The 19,069-nt window shown below is 37.3% G+C and carries 14 protein-coding genes; 8 read left to right on the top strand and 6 right to left on the bottom strand.

The annotated features are described in order from the left end of the window. Positions 1–21: 21 nt before the first annotated feature. From FB551_RS06795 to FB551_RS06785, 3 genes are all read right to left on the bottom strand, one after another. A complete protein-coding gene (locus tag FB551_RS06795) occupies positions 22–1,044 on the bottom strand; it encodes a pectinesterase family protein (RefSeq protein ID WP_047430159.1) in 1,023 nt (340 codons plus the stop codon). 82 nt (positions 1,045–1,126) lie between these two features. Further along, positions 1,127–2,962, bottom strand: a complete 1,836-nt coding sequence (locus FB551_RS06790; RefSeq protein WP_142016270.1) for a RagB/SusD family nutrient uptake outer membrane protein — start codon at positions 2,960–2,962, stop codon at positions 1,127–1,129. A gap of 10 nt (positions 2,963–2,972) precedes the next feature. Next, on the bottom strand, positions 2,973–5,990 hold the full coding sequence (locus FB551_RS06785) for a SusC/RagA family TonB-linked outer membrane protein (RefSeq protein WP_047430165.1): 3,018 nt from the start codon (positions 5,988–5,990) through the stop codon (positions 2,973–2,975). A gap of 878 nt (positions 5,991–6,868) precedes the next feature. Here FB551_RS06785 and kduI point away from each other — a divergent pair. The 8 genes from kduI to FB551_RS06745 all read left to right on the top strand — a co-directional run bounded on the left by kduI (position 6,869) and on the right by FB551_RS06745 (position 16,475). Further along, on the top strand, positions 6,869–7,705 hold the full coding sequence (gene kduI / locus FB551_RS06780; protein WP_047430167.1) for a 5-dehydro-4-deoxy-D-glucuronate isomerase: 837 nt from the start codon (positions 6,869–6,871) through the stop codon (positions 7,703–7,705). 8 nt (positions 7,706–7,713) lie between these two features. After that, a complete protein-coding gene (locus FB551_RS06775; protein WP_047430171.1) occupies positions 7,714–8,496 on the top strand; it encodes a gluconate 5-dehydrogenase in 783 nt (260 codons plus the stop codon). A 17-nt stretch (positions 8,497–8,513) separates the two neighbouring features. Next, a complete protein-coding gene (gene uxaC / locus FB551_RS06770) occupies positions 8,514–9,911 on the top strand; it encodes a glucuronate isomerase (protein ID WP_047430173.1) in 1,398 nt (465 codons plus the stop codon). Positions 9,912–9,920: 9 nt separating this feature from the next. After that, positions 9,921–10,925 carry a sugar kinase gene (locus FB551_RS06765; protein WP_142016267.1) on the top strand — a complete coding sequence of 335 codons (1,005 nt, stop codon included), beginning with the start codon at positions 9,921–9,923 and terminating at the stop codon, positions 10,923–10,925. A gap of 2 nt (positions 10,926–10,927) precedes the next feature. Then, positions 10,928–11,596: a bifunctional 4-hydroxy-2-oxoglutarate aldolase/2-dehydro-3-deoxy-phosphogluconate aldolase gene (locus FB551_RS06760; RefSeq protein ID WP_047430178.1), complete on the top strand. Its 669-nt coding sequence runs from the start codon at positions 10,928–10,930 to the stop codon at positions 11,594–11,596. A gap of 221 nt (positions 11,597–11,817) precedes the next feature. Continuing rightward, positions 11,818–13,344, top strand: a complete 1,527-nt coding sequence (locus tag FB551_RS06755; protein ID WP_142016264.1) for an MFS transporter — start codon at positions 11,818–11,820, stop codon at positions 13,342–13,344. A 48-nt stretch (positions 13,345–13,392) separates the two neighbouring features. After that, positions 13,393–14,856 (top strand): tagaturonate reductase, encoded by a 1,464-nt coding sequence (locus tag FB551_RS06750; RefSeq protein WP_047430184.1) that lies wholly within the window; start codon positions 13,393–13,395, stop codon positions 14,854–14,856. Between the two features lie 5 nt (positions 14,857–14,861). Beyond that, the gene (locus FB551_RS06745; protein WP_047430187.1) at positions 14,862–16,475 is read left to right on the top strand and encodes a UxaA family hydrolase; all 1,614 of its coding nucleotides are present in this window, start codon (positions 14,862–14,864) and stop codon (positions 16,473–16,475) included. 88 nt (positions 16,476–16,563) lie between these two features. Here the strand turns inward: FB551_RS06745 and FB551_RS06740 are convergent, their stop codons facing one another. From FB551_RS06740 to traM, 3 genes are all read right to left on the bottom strand, one after another. Continuing rightward, positions 16,564–16,956, bottom strand: coding sequence for a hypothetical protein (locus FB551_RS06740; protein ID WP_142016262.1), 393 nt, complete (start codon positions 16,954–16,956; stop codon positions 16,564–16,566). Between the two features lie 30 nt (positions 16,957–16,986). After that, a complete protein-coding gene (locus tag FB551_RS06735; RefSeq protein ID WP_047433242.1) occupies positions 16,987–18,015 on the bottom strand; it encodes a LacI family DNA-binding transcriptional regulator in 1,029 nt (342 codons plus the stop codon). 503 nt (positions 18,016–18,518) lie between these two features. Continuing rightward, positions 18,519–18,689, bottom strand: a complete 171-nt coding sequence (traM, locus tag FB551_RS23655; protein ID WP_226798710.1) for a conjugative transposon protein TraM — start codon at positions 18,687–18,689, stop codon at positions 18,519–18,521. Positions 18,690–19,069 lie beyond the last annotated feature (380 nt).

Below are 19,069 nucleotides of genomic sequence, written 5' to 3'. Positions count from 1 at the left end.
AATTCTCTTTGAAGGGTTGAATTATTTTAAACTCTTTTTTGCATTCCAGCTATCCATGCCTTTCAGGATATTTCCTGCCGTATATTTTTTTCTTTCCTGTTGGGTTAACTGATGTGACCATGAAACTCTCTGCATGGGATTTGCTCCCGTACCTTTTGAGTGGCTTTCTGCATAAAATGTTGTCTTTTCAGCATCAGGTTTACTCCAGTTGTGCCATCCTTCAGGTTTTATTGTGGAATTGAGTTCACAATCAATATAAACAGTTTTAGCAAATGGCCTCCAAGGTCTCCCCAGATACACCGAATGTTCCTTTGCATTGCCGATAATTTTAGAATTGATAAACACAAAACCAAACTTATTTTCCAGTGGAGTAGAAGCTGCTGTAATATAGCTTGCCGTTTCTTTGGAATAAATGATACAGTTTTCAAAAACAGCGGTTCCTGCCCCGAAAATATAATCAGTAGTACCTTCTATATAACAGTTTTTAAAATAATTTCTTGATGGTTTTGTCTTATCCTGAAGATCCTGAACTCCTTTCAGATATAAAGTATCCTGATTTCCTAAAAACCTGCAGTTTTCAAAAGCGATTCTATCACCTGAAGTCAATACTGCAACGGCCTGTCCGACTCTCCCTGAACTGTTTTCAAATGAAATATTTTTAGCACTAAAATCATCGGAGTAAATAAATAGAGTAGACGAGCCTGTAGTTCCTATTTCTTTTCCGTCTGCATTTTTTTTAGAAGCAAAATCATCATAAGTAATGATTGTTTTTTCAGAATTTTCACCTTCCAGAAAAAGAGGACCTTTCGATTCAGGAATAACAATTTTTTCTTTATAAATTCCAGCTTTAATAACAATTTTTGTCCTCAGATAAGAGTTGTTTTCAACTGCATCTATCGCTTGCTGAATGGTTGTAAAGTCACCTTTTCCGTCTTTCGAAACCAGGAGGGTTTTCTCCCTGGTCCGGAAAGAAAGAAGGCTGAATACAGTAATCAAAAAAGCAGAAAACAGCGTACAGTTTTTAAAAAGGATGGAATGTCTCATAAAGCAATTTTGGTTTAAAATACAGGCTGTGTTCCTAAAGAGATCAGCCTGTATTTTTGATATGAATGTAAACTTAAACTGTCTAGTATCCGTAATCCTGGGTAAGATTATAATTTGAATTGATTACATCCAGGGCTATAGGAAGAAGTTCCTTTTTATTAGGCTGGAAATAATAAGCATAGCTTTTCACAGGATCTCCGTTGATGTAAGGCTGTGTCATAGCAAGTCTCCAGTTGATTTTTGTATATCCTGAAGGCGTGGCAACACTTTGGTTAGGATTGTAGAAAACATCGGCTTTGTTGATTCCGTTGACATAAATATCCATGTCCAGTACATTTTGCTGTGCTGTTTTTGTAGGAACATAATTGATAACGGTTGATGCCGGTTTTTTATAAAAAATATATTCAGGAACGTTGGCATAAGCTCCGGTACCGTTCATGAAATCTGTTAATTTTTGTCTGGTTTCATTGATTTTTGTTTCAAGAAGGTTCCAGCGGATCAGATCATATTTTCTTAATCCCTCGCCTCCGAATTCCAGCAGTCTTTCCTGTACAATATACTGGAAAAACTGATTTTTTGAAGTTGGAATTGTTCCCACCTGGCCTGGATTTCCGGCATAAGCTCTTTGTCTGACAGCAATTACGGCATCAATAGCTTCCTGAGAAGGCGCACTGTGAAGTTGGTTATCTGCCTCTGCAAACATTAATAAAATATCTGCGTATCTCAAAAGCGGCCAGTCAATTCCTAAATTCTGGGAAGTTCCTGTAATGCTTGTCCAGGATTTTCTGAATTTTCCATCGTTCCAGTTGATAGAGGTTTGAAGATCTTCCTGTTTACTTGTACTTACTCTAAAAATAGCAATATTAACATCTCTTCTCAAATCATTTTTACCAAATTCATAGAAATAAGTAGGAATAGCACTGATTCCTCCTGCTGATTTCCAGTCTGAGTCATCATGTCTTAACCCATTATAATATCCGATTTTAGAATCTGTTCGTGAATTTCCTCCAAACGCTCCGACAGCGAAAATAATTTCATTCGTTGTATCCGGACTGTTGGTATGCAGCGATCTGAAAAGACCTTCATAGCTGGGATTTAGCTTATGCTGCCCGGAATTGATGATTTCTTTACACTCATCATATGCGATCTGGTAATATTTCTGAGGATTGGAGCCTTGTACCATTAATTGGGGACTTCTTCTCAGAGAATATCCTGCTCTTGCCAGGGCTATTCTCGCTCTTAATCCTTTTACTGCAGCTTTTGAAAGTCTTTGTGCCGTAGTTCCTCCTTCAGATTTCCATGGAACTAAGGTTGAAGCTTTAGCAAGATCTTCCAGTATCTGATCATAAATGATATCACGGTCTGTTTTAGGTAAATATACCGAAGGAAGATCAACTGAAGGTTTGTCCTGAAATGGAACATCTCCCCAGTTTTTAATAAGATCATAGTAGAACATTGCTCTTAATGCCAAAGCTTCACCGAGATAACGGTCCATCAGCTTTTTATCAGCTGCGGATCCGGTTTGATACACCGGAGAAAGCGGAATATTTTTAATAACAAGATTGGCTCTTTCGATACCTGTGTAAGTATCAAGGAAAGGTCTTAATAATTCTGTATTGGTAGGAACTGCTCCAAAACAGCTGACTCCTCTTCTGTCATTGGCATTGTAATCTCCTGACGTTCTGAAGTCGTCTCCTGACTGAGAGAGAATAAGGTTCATTCTTTGTCCATAGGTATTGTCACCCATAGCACTGTTATAAACTCCCACAAGAGCAGCAAAAGTATCCGGCGCTGAGTCAAACTGCTGTTTTTCTGCGGTGTTGGAAAGGTTTTCTACCTCTAAATATTCGCTGCATGAATTCAGGGTCACCACAAAGGCAAGAGATAAAAAAAGGCTTGAAAATTTATTTTTGTTCATAGCGTTCGTTTTAGAAAGTGATATCTACTCCTGATAAGATAAATCTGCTTCTTGGATAAGCTGAATAATCAACTCCCGGAGTTAATGGATTTCTTCTTGTATTGGCTTCCGGATCAAATCCTGAATAGCCGGTAATTGTAAATAAATTATTCACGGTAGCATACAGTCTCAGGTTTTTCACTCCGATGGCTTCCAGAGATCCTTTTGGCAGACTATATCCTATGGTAAGGTTATTCAGTCTTAAGAAAGAACCGTCTTCAATGGCATACGAATGCAGGAAGTAAGCCCCTGCAGGCGGAGTCCACATAGTTGTATTGGCGTTAAGGGCAGCAAGAGCCGTTGGGTCTGTTACCTTATTTCCTGCATTGTCAAACCATCTCCATCGGTCTGCTACTTCTGCCAGCATATTATTATCCTTGTACAGGTATTGGGTTGTATATTCTACTTTGTTGGCATTATACACTTTGTTTCCAATGGAAAAATTGAAAAGAAGGCTCATATCCCAGTTCTTATATCGGAAGGTCTGGGTAAAACCACCGTAGAATTTAGGCTGTGCGCTTCCAAGATCAGTCATGTCTTTGCTGTCAATGACACCGTCGCCATTAAGATCCTGAAGTTTAAGATCTCCCGGCTGTATAGCTTTGGCACCGTTGGCTACTGCAGCAGAATTTGGAATTCCTGTTTTTAACGTATAAATCTGAGTGGCTGAGTCATAATTAAAATCACTCACTTCATATCTACCGGCCGTTACATATCCCCAATAAGTTCCTACCGGTTTGCCTACCTGTACCAGGAAGTCAAACAGGTTATTCTGCCATCCGGAAGGGTAGTAGTAAGAATTGGAACTTGCGGAGGCATTATTTCCTAAGCTTTTGATCGTATTTCTGTTGGATGAGATATTGGCATCAATCTTCCATGAAAAATTTTCTTTACTGATGATGGTACTTCCCATTGATAATTCGATCCCCTTATTTTCACTGCTTCCTGAATTTTGATATTGAAATTCATATCCTGAGGTCTGTGGTATTTTAGCCAGTAATAAAAGGTCCTTCGTATGAGTCTTATAGACATCAAGGGTACCATAAAGTCTTCCCTTGAATAAACCAAAGTCTATCCCCGCATTATAAGAGGTTGCAGTTTCCCATTTCACGTTAGGGTTTGCCATGATATTTCCCGTTGTAGCACCAGGTGTAACACTGGTCCCAAAAGCATATCCATAATCTGAAGAAGAGGTGAAGAAGGTATCATATAAAAAGGCTCCGATTCTGTTATTTCCCGATTTTCCGTATCCTAAACGAAGCTTCAGTTCATTGACAAAATTGCTCTGTTTTAAGAAATTTTCTTCTTTGATCTTCCATGCTAAAGATGCCGCTGGGAAATATCCCCACTGGTTAGGGCCTGGTTTGAAAACACTTGAGCCGTCAGCTCTCATGGATACCGTTGCGATATATTTATTATTATAGATGTAATTTACTCTTCCAAAGAAAGAAGCCAGGCGGTCTACTTCTCTTGCGGTTTTAGGAGCATCCTGAATCATTCCTGACGGAGGAGAAGCCAGCTGCGAATTGGCAAATGCTTCCTGTGCTGAAGAGGATTTCGGGAACCATTTGATATTAATAGATGTTGATTCTCCGTCTGTTCTTACCGTTTCCTGACCTGCTAGCAAATCCAGCTTATGATTTCCAAAGGTTCTTCTATAATTCAGGGTATTGGTATTGGTAATTCTTCTGGTTTGAGCGTTGCTTAAAAATACTACAGGCTGATCATTATTCTGTCTTGCAAGGTTGGTTACCGGACCGGAGAACTGGTTGACAATCTGATCTCTCTGTACATATCCGATTACACTTCGGAAAGTGAAGTCTTTACTGATTTTATAATCAAGCGTTGCATTAAGCAATAAATCATTTCTTCCGCTTTCTTTTACTTCATCATTGGCCAATAGAATTGGATTGACAAGATTGGTCTGATCTGCGAATAACGGATCAAATTCATCAACATCTACCGTAGAACCTCCTTCAAAAGGCTGATATCTTATAGCATTTCTCAATCTGTTGGTCGTTTGCGAACCGGAAGCAGAAGTTCCAGCACCATAAATCATTTGGCGGCTGTAACGGGCATTAAGACCAATGGTCAGTTTTTTTGAAATATCATAATCATATCTGAAGTTGGCCATATTTCTTTTAAATCCGGAACCAATCATAATCCCGTCCTCTTCTACATTATTCAGAGTTAAAGAGAATGCCGAATTTTCATTTCCTCCGGATAGAGATACATTATGAGTAAAGTTGAAGGCTTCTCTTCCAAAAAGTTTATCCTGCCAGTTTACATTCTTGACAGATTTATATTTATCCAGCTGATCAAATGTTCCGTAGCGGGTATTAAAAGTTTCAATATCTTTTAGGTCTCCATTCTTATAATATTGTTCATACTGATAGAGTACATACTCATAAGGATCCAGAACATTAAGCTTATTCTGAATACTTCTTACTCCTACAAAACCATTATAATTGATTGTTGTTTTCCCCTTTTTACGGCCTCCTTTTGTCGTGATCAGAACGACACCGTTGGCTCCTCTTGAACCGAATATAGAGGTTGATGAAGCATCTTTTAAGACCTCAATTGATTCTATTTCCTTTGGCGATAAGATCGTCAGGGCATTATCCATCTGCACACCATCTACAATATAGAGCGGGGCATTACTTTGAGTGATGGAGTTTCCGCCGCGGATGACAATATCCACATCAGCTCCGGGAGATCCCTCACTCAGGGAAACCTGCACTCCGGCCAGTCTTCCCTGGATAGCTTCAGCAGCATTGGTAGACGGCATATCTTTAAGCGCTTCGCCTTTCACCGAAGAAACAGCGTTGGTAACATCTTTTTTAGAAACCTTTGTATATCCCACTAAAACCACATCATCCAGTTTGGTTTCTTTATCTTTTTTTGTTTCTTTTTCTTGAGCCATTGCAAGGACAGGAAGCAGAAAAACAGTTAAATATAACCACTTTATTGATTGTACTCTTTTATCCATTTTGTATCCTTATAGTTTTAATTCTTGGTTGAAAGTTTTTTCAATCGTTCTTGTTTTGGACTGTTAAGTATTATTCTGCGGACTTTAGTGGTCATGAAGCTTTTTAATATTTTCTTACGCTTTAGTGCAATCGATTGCGTAGTTTTTTATAAAACATTATTCTGGCTCCTAAACTAATATTATTTTTCAATATGCAAAGAAAAAAATGTTATTTTTTTATTAATTTGATGGTTTAAATAAAAATATCCTATCCAACTAGAGAGATTTTTTATTATGTAACATATTGTAAATAAGGTTAATATTGGTTTTCTCTGAATGTTGTGTAATTAGGTGAGAATTTTTCATTTTTTTAATGCTTAATATTTAGAAAACTTAAAAATAACTTAAAATTCATATGTTTTTTGCATCCCAAAATCCCTGAATTATTATCTTGGAATAAAATTTTGTAATATTTTCTGATTTTTATCATCTTTTTTCGCGGGATTTTGTATCAGTATTTTATTGTTTTTAATAATATATCGTAATGTATATAGTATGTTTTGTAAAAGCGTTTAATTTTTATCAATTTCACACCTTGTAAATATCGTTTTATTTTGGCATGATTTTATATTTTTGAAGGTTCTGTGTTCTGTTTTTGGTTAATTTTTATTGAATAAAAAGTTTTTATTTCAATAAAAATAAGTGTAATTTTTAATTTTATATATCTGAAAATCAGATGTTTTTAAATTTAAATTAATTTTTTGTTAACTAATTGAAGAATAATTCTATATTTATCCCACAAGTATTTCTGCCAATTTTAGTGTAATTTTATGCAATCGATTACATTTAATTTAACTGGTTTGAGAAAACCACAAAAAAAGAAAAGTAAAAATAGGAGTATGATACAGTCAGAATTTCGTTACGCCCATCATCCGGAAGATGTTAAAAATTATACCACAGAAGATCTTAGGAGGGAGTTTCTGATCAATGATTTATTCAATGAGGATAAGATAAAATTAGTCTATTCTATGTATGACAGACTTATTGTAGGAGGGATAATGCCTTCTTCCAAAGCTTTGAAGCTGGAATCTACGGATGATCTGAAAGCTGAAAATTTTCTTGACAGAAGAGAGCTGGGAATCATCAACGTAGGTGGTGCCGGAAAAGTAACGGTAGATGGAACGGTATATAACCTTGGTAATAAAGAAGCTTTATACGTAGGAAAAGGAGCTAAAGAAGTCTTTTTTGAAAAAGATGGTGAAGAGCAAACCTATTTTTACATCAATTCAGCGCCGGCACATCATTCATATCCCACCAAGAAAATCACGAAAAATGAAGCGGAAATTGTGGAATTGGGTGAAGAAAAGTACGCCAACAAACGTACGATCAATAAACTGATTGTGAATTCTGTAGTTGAAACATGCCAGCTTCAGATGGGAATGACGGAACTACACCCTGGAAGTGTATGGAATACAATGCCTGCCCATACCCATTCCAGAAGAATGGAAGCATATTTTTATTTTGATCTCGAAGAAGGGCAGACGGTAAGTCATTTTATGGGACAGCCTCATGAAACCCGTCATTTGTTTATGATCAACAGACAAGCTGTACTGTCTCCGGAATGGTCTATTCATTCAGGAGTAGGAACAACTCATTATACTTTTATCTGGGGTATGGCAGGAGAAAATATGGACTACGGTGATATGGACGGTATCAAAACAAACGAACTAAAGTAATTTTTCTAATGAATTTATTTGATTTATCCGGCAAAGTAGCTGTTGTAACAGGCGGCACTCACGGATTAGGAATGGCAATGGCAGAAGGCCTTGCTGCTGCTGGTGCTGAACTGGCAATTACCAGCACAACGCCATCAAAATTAGAGGAAGCTTTGAATTATTACCACGAAAAAGGGTATAAAGCAACCGGCTATATTTTTGATGTAACTGATGAACTGGAAGCAGCTCAGAAAGTAGCTTTGATGGAAGCTACCCATGGAAAAATAGACATCCTTGTCAACAATGCGGGAATCATCAAGCGTATCCCGGCTATTGATATGGAAGTGGAAGACTTTAGAAAAGTAATTGATGTGGATCTTACCGGACCTTTTATAATGTCGAAATTAATCGGCAAATATATGATTAAAAGAAAATCCGGAAAAATTATCAATATCTGCTCAATGATGAGTGAGCTGGGACGTGATAATGTAGTGGCATATGCTTCTGCAAAAGGAGGTCTTAAAATGCTTACTAAAAACCTGGCAACAGAGTGGGCAAAACATAATATCCAGGTGAACGGAATCGGACCCGGATATTTTGCAACTTCTCAGACAGAACCCATCCGTGTGGATGGAAATCCATTCAATGATTTTATCATCAGCAGAACTCCGGAAGGAAGATGGGGAAATCCGGAAGATCTGGCAGGAACAGCTATTTTCCTGGCTTCTGATGCAAGCAGATTCATCAACGGGCAGATTATTTACGTTGATGGTGGAATTCTCGCCACCATAGGAAAACCTGCTAATGAATAACTACAGATTAGACTAGAATGAAACCTTTTATAACAGATCAATTTTTATTACAAAATAAATACGCTGAAGAACTTTACTTCAGGTTTGCGGAAAAACAACCTATCATTGATTATCATAATCATCTGATCCCTAAAGATATTGCAGAAGACACTGTTTTTGAAAATATCTCTAAAGTATGGATTGCCGGTGATCATTACAAATGGAGAGCCATGCGTACCATGGGTGTGAATGAAAAATTCATCACTGGAGATTCCACAGATAAAGAGAAATTTGAAGCATGGGCAAAAACGGTTCCTTATACATTGAGGAATCCATTATATCACTGGACTCATCTGGAATTAAAGAGATATTTCGGAATTGATGAATTATTAAGTGAAAATAACGCGTCGGAGATCTATGAGAATATCACCGCTCAGCTTCAGACACCGGAAAAATCAACCAGAGGTTTGTTGAAAATGATGAATGTAGAATCTTTATGTACTACAGAAGATCCAACAGATATTTTAAATTACCATCAGGACCTTGCGAAAAGCGATTTTAGCATCAAAGTAAGCACGGCATTTCGTCCAGATAAAGCAATTTTAATTGAAAATCACAATTTTGCAGATTATATGGTAAAGCTGGGAGTATCTGCAGGTATTGAGATTAATTCCTACCAGACTTTATGTGATGCTTTGCTTAAAAGAATTGAATATTTTCATGAAAATGGCTGCAGATTGTGTGACCACGGCTTAAACAATATTTCTTTTGAAGAAGCTTCAGAAGCGGAAGTGAATGCTATTTTTAATGATAAACTGGCAGGAAAAGTGATTGCTGAAAAGCAGGTTAATCAATTTAAAACAGCAATTTTATTATTCCTTGGTGAGGCTTATCATAAATACGGATGGGTACAGCAGTTCCACCTGGGAGCTTTGAGAAATAACAATGAAAGAATGCATAGAATTCTTGGACCGGATACAGGTTGGGATTCCATCGGAGATTTTGTTCAGGCAGAAACGTTATCTAAATTCTTAAATACTTTAGATGGAAAGGATCAGCTGACAAAAACCATTTTATATAATCTGAATCCTGCTGATAATGAGATTTTCGCTACGATGATCGGAAATTTCAATGATGGAAGCATCAAAGGAAAAGTACAGTTCGGTTCCGGATGGTGGTTTCTGGATCAAAAAGATGGGATGATCAAACAGATGAATGCCCTTTCCAATATGGGATTAATCAGCTGCTTCGTAGGAATGCTGACAGATTCCAGGAGTTTTCTTTCTTATCCAAGGCATGAGTATTTCAGAAGGGTATTGTGTAATCTTTTCGGAGAAGAAATGAAGAATGGTGAACTGCCGGATGATATTGAGCTGATTGGGAAAACCATTTCAGATATCTGTTATCATAACGCGAAAAACTATTTTGATTTTTAATTGAATACAATGAGCAAAATAGTCACATTTGGTGAAGTCATTATGAGGCTTTCTCCACCCGGAAACAGAACCATGAAACAAAGTCATGAAATGGAGTTCTTTTTTGGAGGAACAGAGCTGAATGTCGCTGCTTCATTGGCAACAATGGGCTGCGAAGTACAGCATGTCAGCTGTGTATCCGATGATTTTGTCGGAGAATCTGCGGTTTCTTTCATTCAGGGTTTTGGCATTGATACCACCTTTATCGACAAGAATGAACATCCTCTGGGGTTGTATTTTCTTGAAGTAGGATCATCAGTTCGTGCCAGCAGAATTGCTTATAACAGGCTGAACGGTTCTTTTGCGAACATCCGGACGGAAAAAATAGACTGGAAAAAAGTGCTTGAAGGATGCGAATACTTCCACTGGACAGGAATCAGTCCCGGTATTTCGGAATCAGCCTATGAAGCCTTAAAAGAAGGGTTGAAAACCGCTCAGCACATTGGGATTGAAGTTACTGCCGATCCTGCTTACCGTTCAAACCTTTGGAAATATGGTAAAAATGGAAGTGAAGTGCTTAAAGAACTGGTTTCTTATTCCACCATATTTATCGGAGGAGTGAATGAAATTAATGAGATTCTCGGAACCCGGTTTTCTTCAGATAAAGAAGGTTTTATTGAAGCCTGTAAAGAATTAAAACAACAGATTCCTTCCGTTCATAAGATTTTTGATAAAATAAGAATAGGGGTTACCGCAAGTTCCCAGCAGACACAGGGAAGAGCGTGGGTAAACGAAAACTACTTTGAAACAGATCTTCTGGAAATCAATCCTGTCGTTGACAGAATCGGGACGGGAGATGCTTTTGCCGCAGGATTAATCTATGGTTTAAAGAATTTTGATGATGAAAAAGCATTGAATTTTGCAAACGCAGCCTGTGCGATCAAACATACTATTCCGGGAGATATTAGCTATTCAAGTGTAGAAGACATCCTGGAAGTGATGAATGGAAATTCAGGAGGAAGAATAAAAAGATAATTATGGCAAGATTTAATCGTATAGAAGTAGCCTTAAAAGCTAAGCAAACCGGTATTGTTCCTGTATTTTATCATGCAGATGCTGAAGTTTGCAAAAAAATTATAAAAGCTTGTTTTGATGGTGGTGCCCGCGTTTTTGAGTTTACCAACAGGGGAGATTTTGCCCACGAGGTTTTTGCCAATCTGGTAAAATATGCAGCCGTAGAAATTCCTGAAATGATATTGGGAATAGGCTCTGTCATTGATCCCGCAACAGCTTCTTTATACATTCAGAATGGAGCCAACTTTATTGTGGCACCTTCTTTAAACCCGGAAGTCGCTAAAATTTGCAATCGAAGAAAAATTGCATGGATGCCTGGCTGTGGTTCAGTTTCTGAAATTTCTTATGCCGAAGAATTAGGCGCTGAAATTGTGAAAATATTCCCGGCAACACAGGTAGGAGGCCCTGAATTTATCAAGACGGTAAAAGGCCCGATGCCATGGTCAAACATCATGCCTACAGGCGGAGTAATGCCTGCAAAAGAAAATATTACCGAATGGATTTCTGCAGGAGCCTATTGTGTAGGATTGGGTTCCCAGCTGTTTCTAAAAAATGAGGAAGGAGAATATGATTATGAAAAGATTACAGAAGCAGTAGCCTATTCGATTCAGGTTATTAATGAATTAAGATAACGATCCTTACATTTTGTTTTAAGCCGGTAAAAAAATTAAAAATTGAGTAAAGACTTTGATGAGGTAATCATTGAAACTCAACTTAATTGTTTTCAATTCTTTAATTAAATAACAATGGTTTAAAAAATTAATAGATTCTGTGCTGAAATAGCATGGAAAGGATAGTTTTTGTCTTGTTCTGTTGTTAAAATCAATAAAAATCAATACTATTAACGATTGATATGAAAAAAGAAATATCTCCGAAACCAAGTAACTTCAGATGGACGATCTGCGTGCTACTTTTTATTGCAACGACCATCAATTATATGGATCGGCAGGTGCTGTCTCTCACCTGGAAAGATTTCATCGCTCCGGAATTTCACTGGAACAATAATGATTACGGAAATATCACTGCATTATTTTCTATTTTCTACGCAATAAGTATGCTTTTTGCCGGAAAGTTTGTAGACTGGATGGATACCAAAAAAGGATTTCTCTGGGCGATCGGAATATGGTCAATAGGAGCTGTACTCCATGCTTTCTGCGGAATTGCTACTTCAGGAGCTCTGACCGGAAGCTGGTGGGTAGGTTTTGAAGAATCCAAAGAGATTATCGGAAGAGTAGATAATGTTGGAGCTATCATCAGTACCAGTGTCACACTGTTTATTTTTGCCCGTTTCGTTCTGGCTGTTGGGGAAGCAGGGAATTTTCCTGCTGCGATAAAAACTACTGCAGAGTATTTCCCAAAGAAAGACAGAGCGTTAGCAACCAGTATCTTTAATGCTGGAGCAACGGTTGGAGCATTAGCTGCACCGGTTACCATTCCTTTTATCGCAAAATCGATGGGCTGGGAATGGGCATTTATCATTATTGGAGCATTAGGTTTTGTCTGGATGGGCCTCTGGGTATTCTATTACAAAAAGCCACACGAACATCACAAGGTTAATGAGCATGAGCTTATCTATATTCAGCAGGATCAGGATGATTTTCCAGCAGAAGATGCGTCGCTGCCGGAAAAGAAATTTTCTTTCAGGGAATGTTTCAGTCACAGACAAACCTGGGCTTTTGCCTTTGGAAAGTTTATGACAGATGGAATCTGGTGGTTTTTCCTGTTCTGGACGCCGGCTTATTTAAGCTCCGTTTACAAAATGGATTCTACACAGAGTGCATTTCCTTTATTTGTTCTTTATATGATCACTTTATTGTCGATTATCGGAGGATGGCTTCCTAAATATTTTGTGGAGAAAAAAGGAATAGATGCTTATACAGGAAGGATGAAGGCGATGCTGATCTTCGCATTTTTCCCATTGCTGGCTCTGCTAGCCCAGCCTTTGGGTTCTGTTTCATATTGGATTCCGGTACTGATTATCGGAATTGCAGGAGCAGCACACCAGGCATGGTCTGCCAATATATTCTCTACGGTAGGTGATATGTTTCCTAAAAAAGCAATCGCAACCATTACGGGAATCGGAGGAATGGCAGGAGGAATCGGATCATTTTTAATCAATAAATCTTCAGGAGTCCTGTTTGATCATGCTCATAAAGCATGGACTACTGTGGACGGAATACCTTTACTGGAAAAATATCCCCAATATATCCATGAGCGTCTGCCTGAAAATTTTGTTCATGATCTGGAAAAATCCGGAGCTATTATTTCAGATGGAATCGATAAAGGCTATATGATCATTTTCTCAGTATGTGCAGTGGCTTACCTGATTGCCTGGAGCGTAATGAAGACTTTGGTTCCGAAATATAAAGTGATTAAATAAAAACAAAAGCTATCAGATTCTAAGATAGTTTCATTCAAATTAGAAAAAATGGAAAATCAGATAAAACAAAAATTAAATCGTGAATTCAATGGTTCTCACGAAAAGCTTCCGATTAAAATCGTACAGTTTGGAGGAGGAAATTTCATGAGAGGATTCACTGATTATGTGATTGATCAATTGAATAAAAAAGCAGGTTTCAATGCCGGAATTGTCAATGTTCAGCCAACGCAGGGTGGTTCTGTTCATAAGCTTGAAGAGCAGGACAATCTATATACTCTCTTTACAAGAGGAATTAAAAAAGGTGAAATTATTGATGAAAAGATGGTCATTTCTGCGATTCAGAAATCAATTAATCCCTATACAAACTATGATAAATTCCTTGCATTGGCAAAAGAAGAAGAACTGGAATTTATTTTCTCCAATACTACAGAAACGGGAATAGCGTATGATGAAACTGAAGATCAATATTCCGGCCCGCACAAAAACTTTCCGGCAAAAGTGACGGTTTTATTATATGAAAGATTTAAACATTTCAAAGGATCATCAGATAAAGGATTGAGAATGATCCCTTGTGAGTTGATTGAAGATAATGCTTTTGTTTTAAAGGAGATTATTATTCAATATGCCAGATTATGGAATTTAAAAGAGGATTTTGTGCAATGGATTGAACAGTGTAATTATTTCCACAATACATTGGTTGACAGGATTGTTCCGGGATACCCTAAAGATGATGCAGAATCCTACGAAGAACAGTTGGATTATGAAGACCAGATGATGGTTGTTTCTGAAGTATTTTTACTTTTTGTAATTCAGGATGCTAAAAATCTGAATGAGAGAATCCCTTTTGATCAGATCAATGAGCAGATTTTAGTAGTGGATGATATTCAGCCTTACCGTCTTAGAAAAGTAAGAATTTTGAACGGCGGCCATACTTTAATGCTGGCTCCGGCACTATTATCAGGAAAAGAAACGGTAAAAGAATCTCTTGAGAATTCATTTATCGGACAGTTTTTAAGAGATTCAATTTTTAATGAAGTAAACCCCACTTTAGGCCTGGATGAAAATGAGTTGAAGGAATTTGCAGAAGAAGTATTTGACAGGTTCAGAAATCCTTTTATTAAACATCATCTGGCAAGCATCGCTTTGTATTTTGTTTCTAAATTTAAAGTAAGAATTCTGCCCAGTCTGGTGAGGTATGTAGAAATTAATCAGAAATTACCACTTAATTTAACTTTCTCTTTGGCAAGTTTAATCAGATTCTACCAGGGAAGTTTTGATGAGAGAGCCCTTCCGTTGAACGATGAAGAGGCAATAATCAACCGATTCAAAGAAATCTGGACAGCAAATGATTATCAAAAAGTTGCAGAACTGGCATTATGTGAAACTTCTTTCTGGGATACAGATCTTACCAACGTTGAAGGCTTGAAAGAGGCAGTGGCAAAAGCATTGTGGGAAATTGACCATCATGATGTGGAAACAGCGTATCAAAACTTTGTTCAATCTTACTCTTAAATATCATGCAAAAAAAAGTACTCAAGATAAATCCTGATGATAATGTAGCTGTTGCGCTGGTTGATCTTACACAGGGTGAAAATGTTACGTTGGGTGATTTTACCTATGAGATTGTAAAAGATACAAAAGCCAAACATAAATTTGTCACAGAAAATCTTTCGGTAGGAGATTCCATTATCATGTATGGTGTTTTGGTGGGAAAAGCAAGTCAGCCCATCCAAAAAGGAGAAGTGATTACCACCGGAAATGTAAAACATCAAAGTGCAAAAGTAGAAGGCAAAACAGAAACGATTTCCTGGACAGCTCCGGATGTGGAGTTATGGAAGGATAGAACTTTTATGGGCTATCATAGGGAAGACGGACAGGTGGGAACAGAAAATGTATGGCTGTTTTTTCCTTTAGTCTTTTGTGAAAACAGAAATGTAGAGATTTTAAAAGAAGTTTTCGAAAAAGAACTTCTATTTGAAAAAGCAACAAAACATCAACTATTACTAAGATCTCTGATCAATAACTCTGAGGAAGAAATTATCACTGAAGAAGATCAGGATTCCAGAGTTTTTAAAAATATTGACGTTAAATTCATTACCCATCAGGGAGGCTGTGGCGGTATTCGTCAGGATGCTGAAGCATTGGGCCGTTTATTGGCAGGATATGTTAATAACCCGAATGTTGCAGGAGCAACCGTTTTGAGCCTTGGATGTCAGAATTTACAGGTTGATATTTTTAAAGATGCCCTTGAAAAGATCAGTCCCAACCATAAAAAACCGATTATCATATATGAACAGCAGAAATCGGGAACAGTGGATGAAATGCTGAGCGGGATCATCAAAGATTCTTATGAAGCCATTAAAAAAGCGAATGAAATTCAAAGAGAGCCTGCATCTATTTCAAAGCTGGTAGTAGGATTGGAATGTGGAGGTTCAGATGGTTTTTCAGGAATTTCTGCCAATCCGGTTTTAGGTCGGTTATCAGATGTAATGGCAGGAGTAGGAGGAGCTACTATTCTTTCGGAATTTCCCGAATTATGCGGAGTAGAGCAGGAGCTGGTGAACCGTTGTGTAAATGAAAAAGATGCGGAAAGATTTTTACAGTTAATGAAAGACTTTGAAAAATCAGTCGTTGCTGCAGGATCTGGTTTTGATATGAATCCGTCACCGGGGAATATTAAAGATGGATTGATCACTGATGCCATGAAATCTGCAGGAGCGGCTAAAAAAGGAGGTTCATCTCCCATCAATGATGTCCTTGATTTTACCGAATACATTCAGAAACCCGGGCTGAATTTACTCTGTACACCTGGAAATGATGTAGAATGTACCACTGCTTTGGTGGGCTCAGGTTCCAATGTGGTGTTGTTTACAACGGGGCTTGGAACTCCGACAGGAAATCCCGTAGTTCCAGTGGTAAAAATATCGTCCAACACTTCTCTTTCCGAGAGAATGCCGGATATTATTGATTTTAATACAGGCGATGTCATCACCGGGGAAAAAACGATTGATGAAAAGGCAGAAGAACTGTTGGAGTTTATCATCAAAATAGCCAGTGGAGAAGTAAAAACCAAAGCTGCTGTTTTAAACCAAAATGATTTTATCCCCTGGAGAAGGGGGGTGAGCTTATAAAAATGTTTTTTTATTATAAATACTAATTAGGATTGAAATGCTTTCTGCGTAGTGTAGAAGGCATTTTCTTTTATTTATTGGTAATTCGCTAGAAGAGTAGGGTTGTTAAAAAAGGTAATATAAGAGTTAATATAGTGAAAACAGCATCGCCCATATGTAATTTTCTGTATTCACCTTGCTCCCAGCTTGATTGCATATAGCCTGTCAGTAAAGGTTCATTTCCGAAAATAATAAGAAATAAATTTCTTAGAATCCAGTAATAGACCATATATAATAAAGGCAAAAATGCAAACGTAGCAGCATTGCCATTTGGCATTTTTAGCGTTTCTCTATTGATATTTAAATAACCAAATAATGCGATCAAAATGGTGAAGAACAATACAATCAGGTAAGTTGTTCTGTTTTTCAATATTTTATATGATAACCATAAAATAATTTGACCAAAGCCACCAAGAAAAATATAAAGTGATTGACTATCCAATAGCATCGATATTTTTTAAGTATAGAAAAATTACTTCTTTTTTGAAGACTTCCTGATATGAAGCTGAGGGGTAAGTACCACTTTTTTCTCAATAGAAACGCCAGATCCGTTTTCTTTTACGTTCTCTAAAAATACCTGTCCTGCCATTTTCCCCATCAACACTGGAGTCTGATCCACTGAACTGATCGGAAGCTCCATAAACTGAGTAAACGGCTCATTGGAAAAACCGATAATGGCAACTTCCTGAGGAATTTTTATTTTTCTCTTTTTTAATTCCTGACAGGCACCTAAAGCAGCAAAGTCACTGGAAGAGAATATAGCGTCAGGAACAGATTTTTTACTCCAAAGTTTTTTAATAGCTTCCGTTCCTTCATCAATAGAACTGCCTGTAAGAATGATATTATCTTCTTTTATAGGAAGATTATGATCAATTAGGGCTTGTTTATAGCCATTAAGACGGTTCTGGTAAATTTCAAGATTAAGGTCTCCTGCAAAATGACAGATATTCTTATAACCTTCTTTGATGAGGTGTTCTGTAGCCATATATCCTCCCCGATAATCATCAATCGTTACGGTGCTGATGCCAGCGATATCTTTTTTTCTGTCAAAAAAGATAATCGGAGTATTTGACGTATCCAGAATGTTTCTGATGTGATTAATATCTGTTGTTGTTTTGGATACAGACATGAAAATACCATCTACCTGAGCATTCAGCAAAGTGTTAAGCTGTCTTTTTTCAATATTGACATCTTCGTGACTCTGGCAGATGATGACATGATAACCAAGTGGAGAGAGTTCTTCCTCAATTCCCCGTATTACTGAGGAAAAAAAATTGGTATTGATGTAGGGAACAATAATCCCTACATTTTTGGTTTCACCACTTTTTAAGGCTTTAGCAAGGTTATTTTGCTTATAGTTCATTTCCTTGGCCGTTTTGCGGACCAGCTCTTTAGTTGCTACGCTTATTCTTGGGTGGTCATTCAATGCTCTCGAAACAGTGGCAACACTTACGTTGAGCTTATTGGAAATGTCATATATCGTTGCACTTTTCTTGTTCATAGAAGTTTTCTGGATGTTTTTATAATGCATGAATTCTATGCATTGGTGATGTAAATTTAATCAAATTTTAGCTATTTAAAGGGAATATAGCTGAGTTTTATATCATCTGCGTATATATTAACAGAATAGATTGTTTGGATTCCCTTAAATGATTGTTTTTATATGGATTACATCTTTTTCAACATGGAAAAAATTTTGGTAATAATATACTTAATTGTACCAGAATATATTTTTTGAATATAAATCGAATTTAAAGATTGATTGAGTGAAGGAGTTCCTGTTTACAGCAATTCCAAAAAGTCAAACTTTAGAACAAACAGAATATGGAGCTGTAACCCAAGAACAGAATTCGTGAACTTTTATCCGTTTAATGATATAGAAACTATTTCACCGCGCCCACTATTGTTTATAACAGGGTGACCAAGCACATTCAAAGGAGTTGGTATCAATGCGAAGATTTTATTAACAGAAGACTTCGTCAATCATAGAGCAGTGTTAGTCAATCAAGAAGAGTTAATTTGTAATTTACCCGGAAATTGAAATTCTCGTAAGAAAAATTTTGCCCACGCAGTAACAGTAGATCCAGAGGGAATGGTAAAATCAGGTGTTTTCGCAGATTCAAGTAATCGTAATTTCACTGTGCCATCTGCGGTTATGGTGGTAGTCTCATGAATGCATGCGCGGATACTATTTTTAGGTTTGAAAACCTGCTCAGTTGCGCCTACAGTGTAAAACGCTCAGTTTCTTTCTCCGTTAACATTCGCCAAAAATTCCTCATCTGTAGATTCGCGATAAAAGGGCAGAAACCACATTTGACCGCATTGGAGGAAAAGCAGTAAATTGGATGCCTTCTGATAAGATTTTTCCATGAGCTGCAATTGGTCATTTACTGTCAAAGTTCAGATAAAATGGCTCACAGTTCTATAAATTTCGTATTTTTACACGATAGAGTTATGAAGGCAATTCTTTGAAATCAAGCGAAATGTGCACCATTACCAAATCGTTACCTTGATATTTGCAAAACTGCGCAAACCTATATTCAATACCGTTTCTG

It is taken from the genome of Chryseobacterium aquifrigidense (assembly GCF_006716485.1).
Classification (GTDB): domain Bacteria; phylum Bacteroidota; class Bacteroidia; order Flavobacteriales; family Weeksellaceae; genus Chryseobacterium; species Chryseobacterium vietnamense.
Note: the sequence above shows the minus strand (reverse complement) of the source record. Positions and strands in the feature narration are given on the sequence as shown.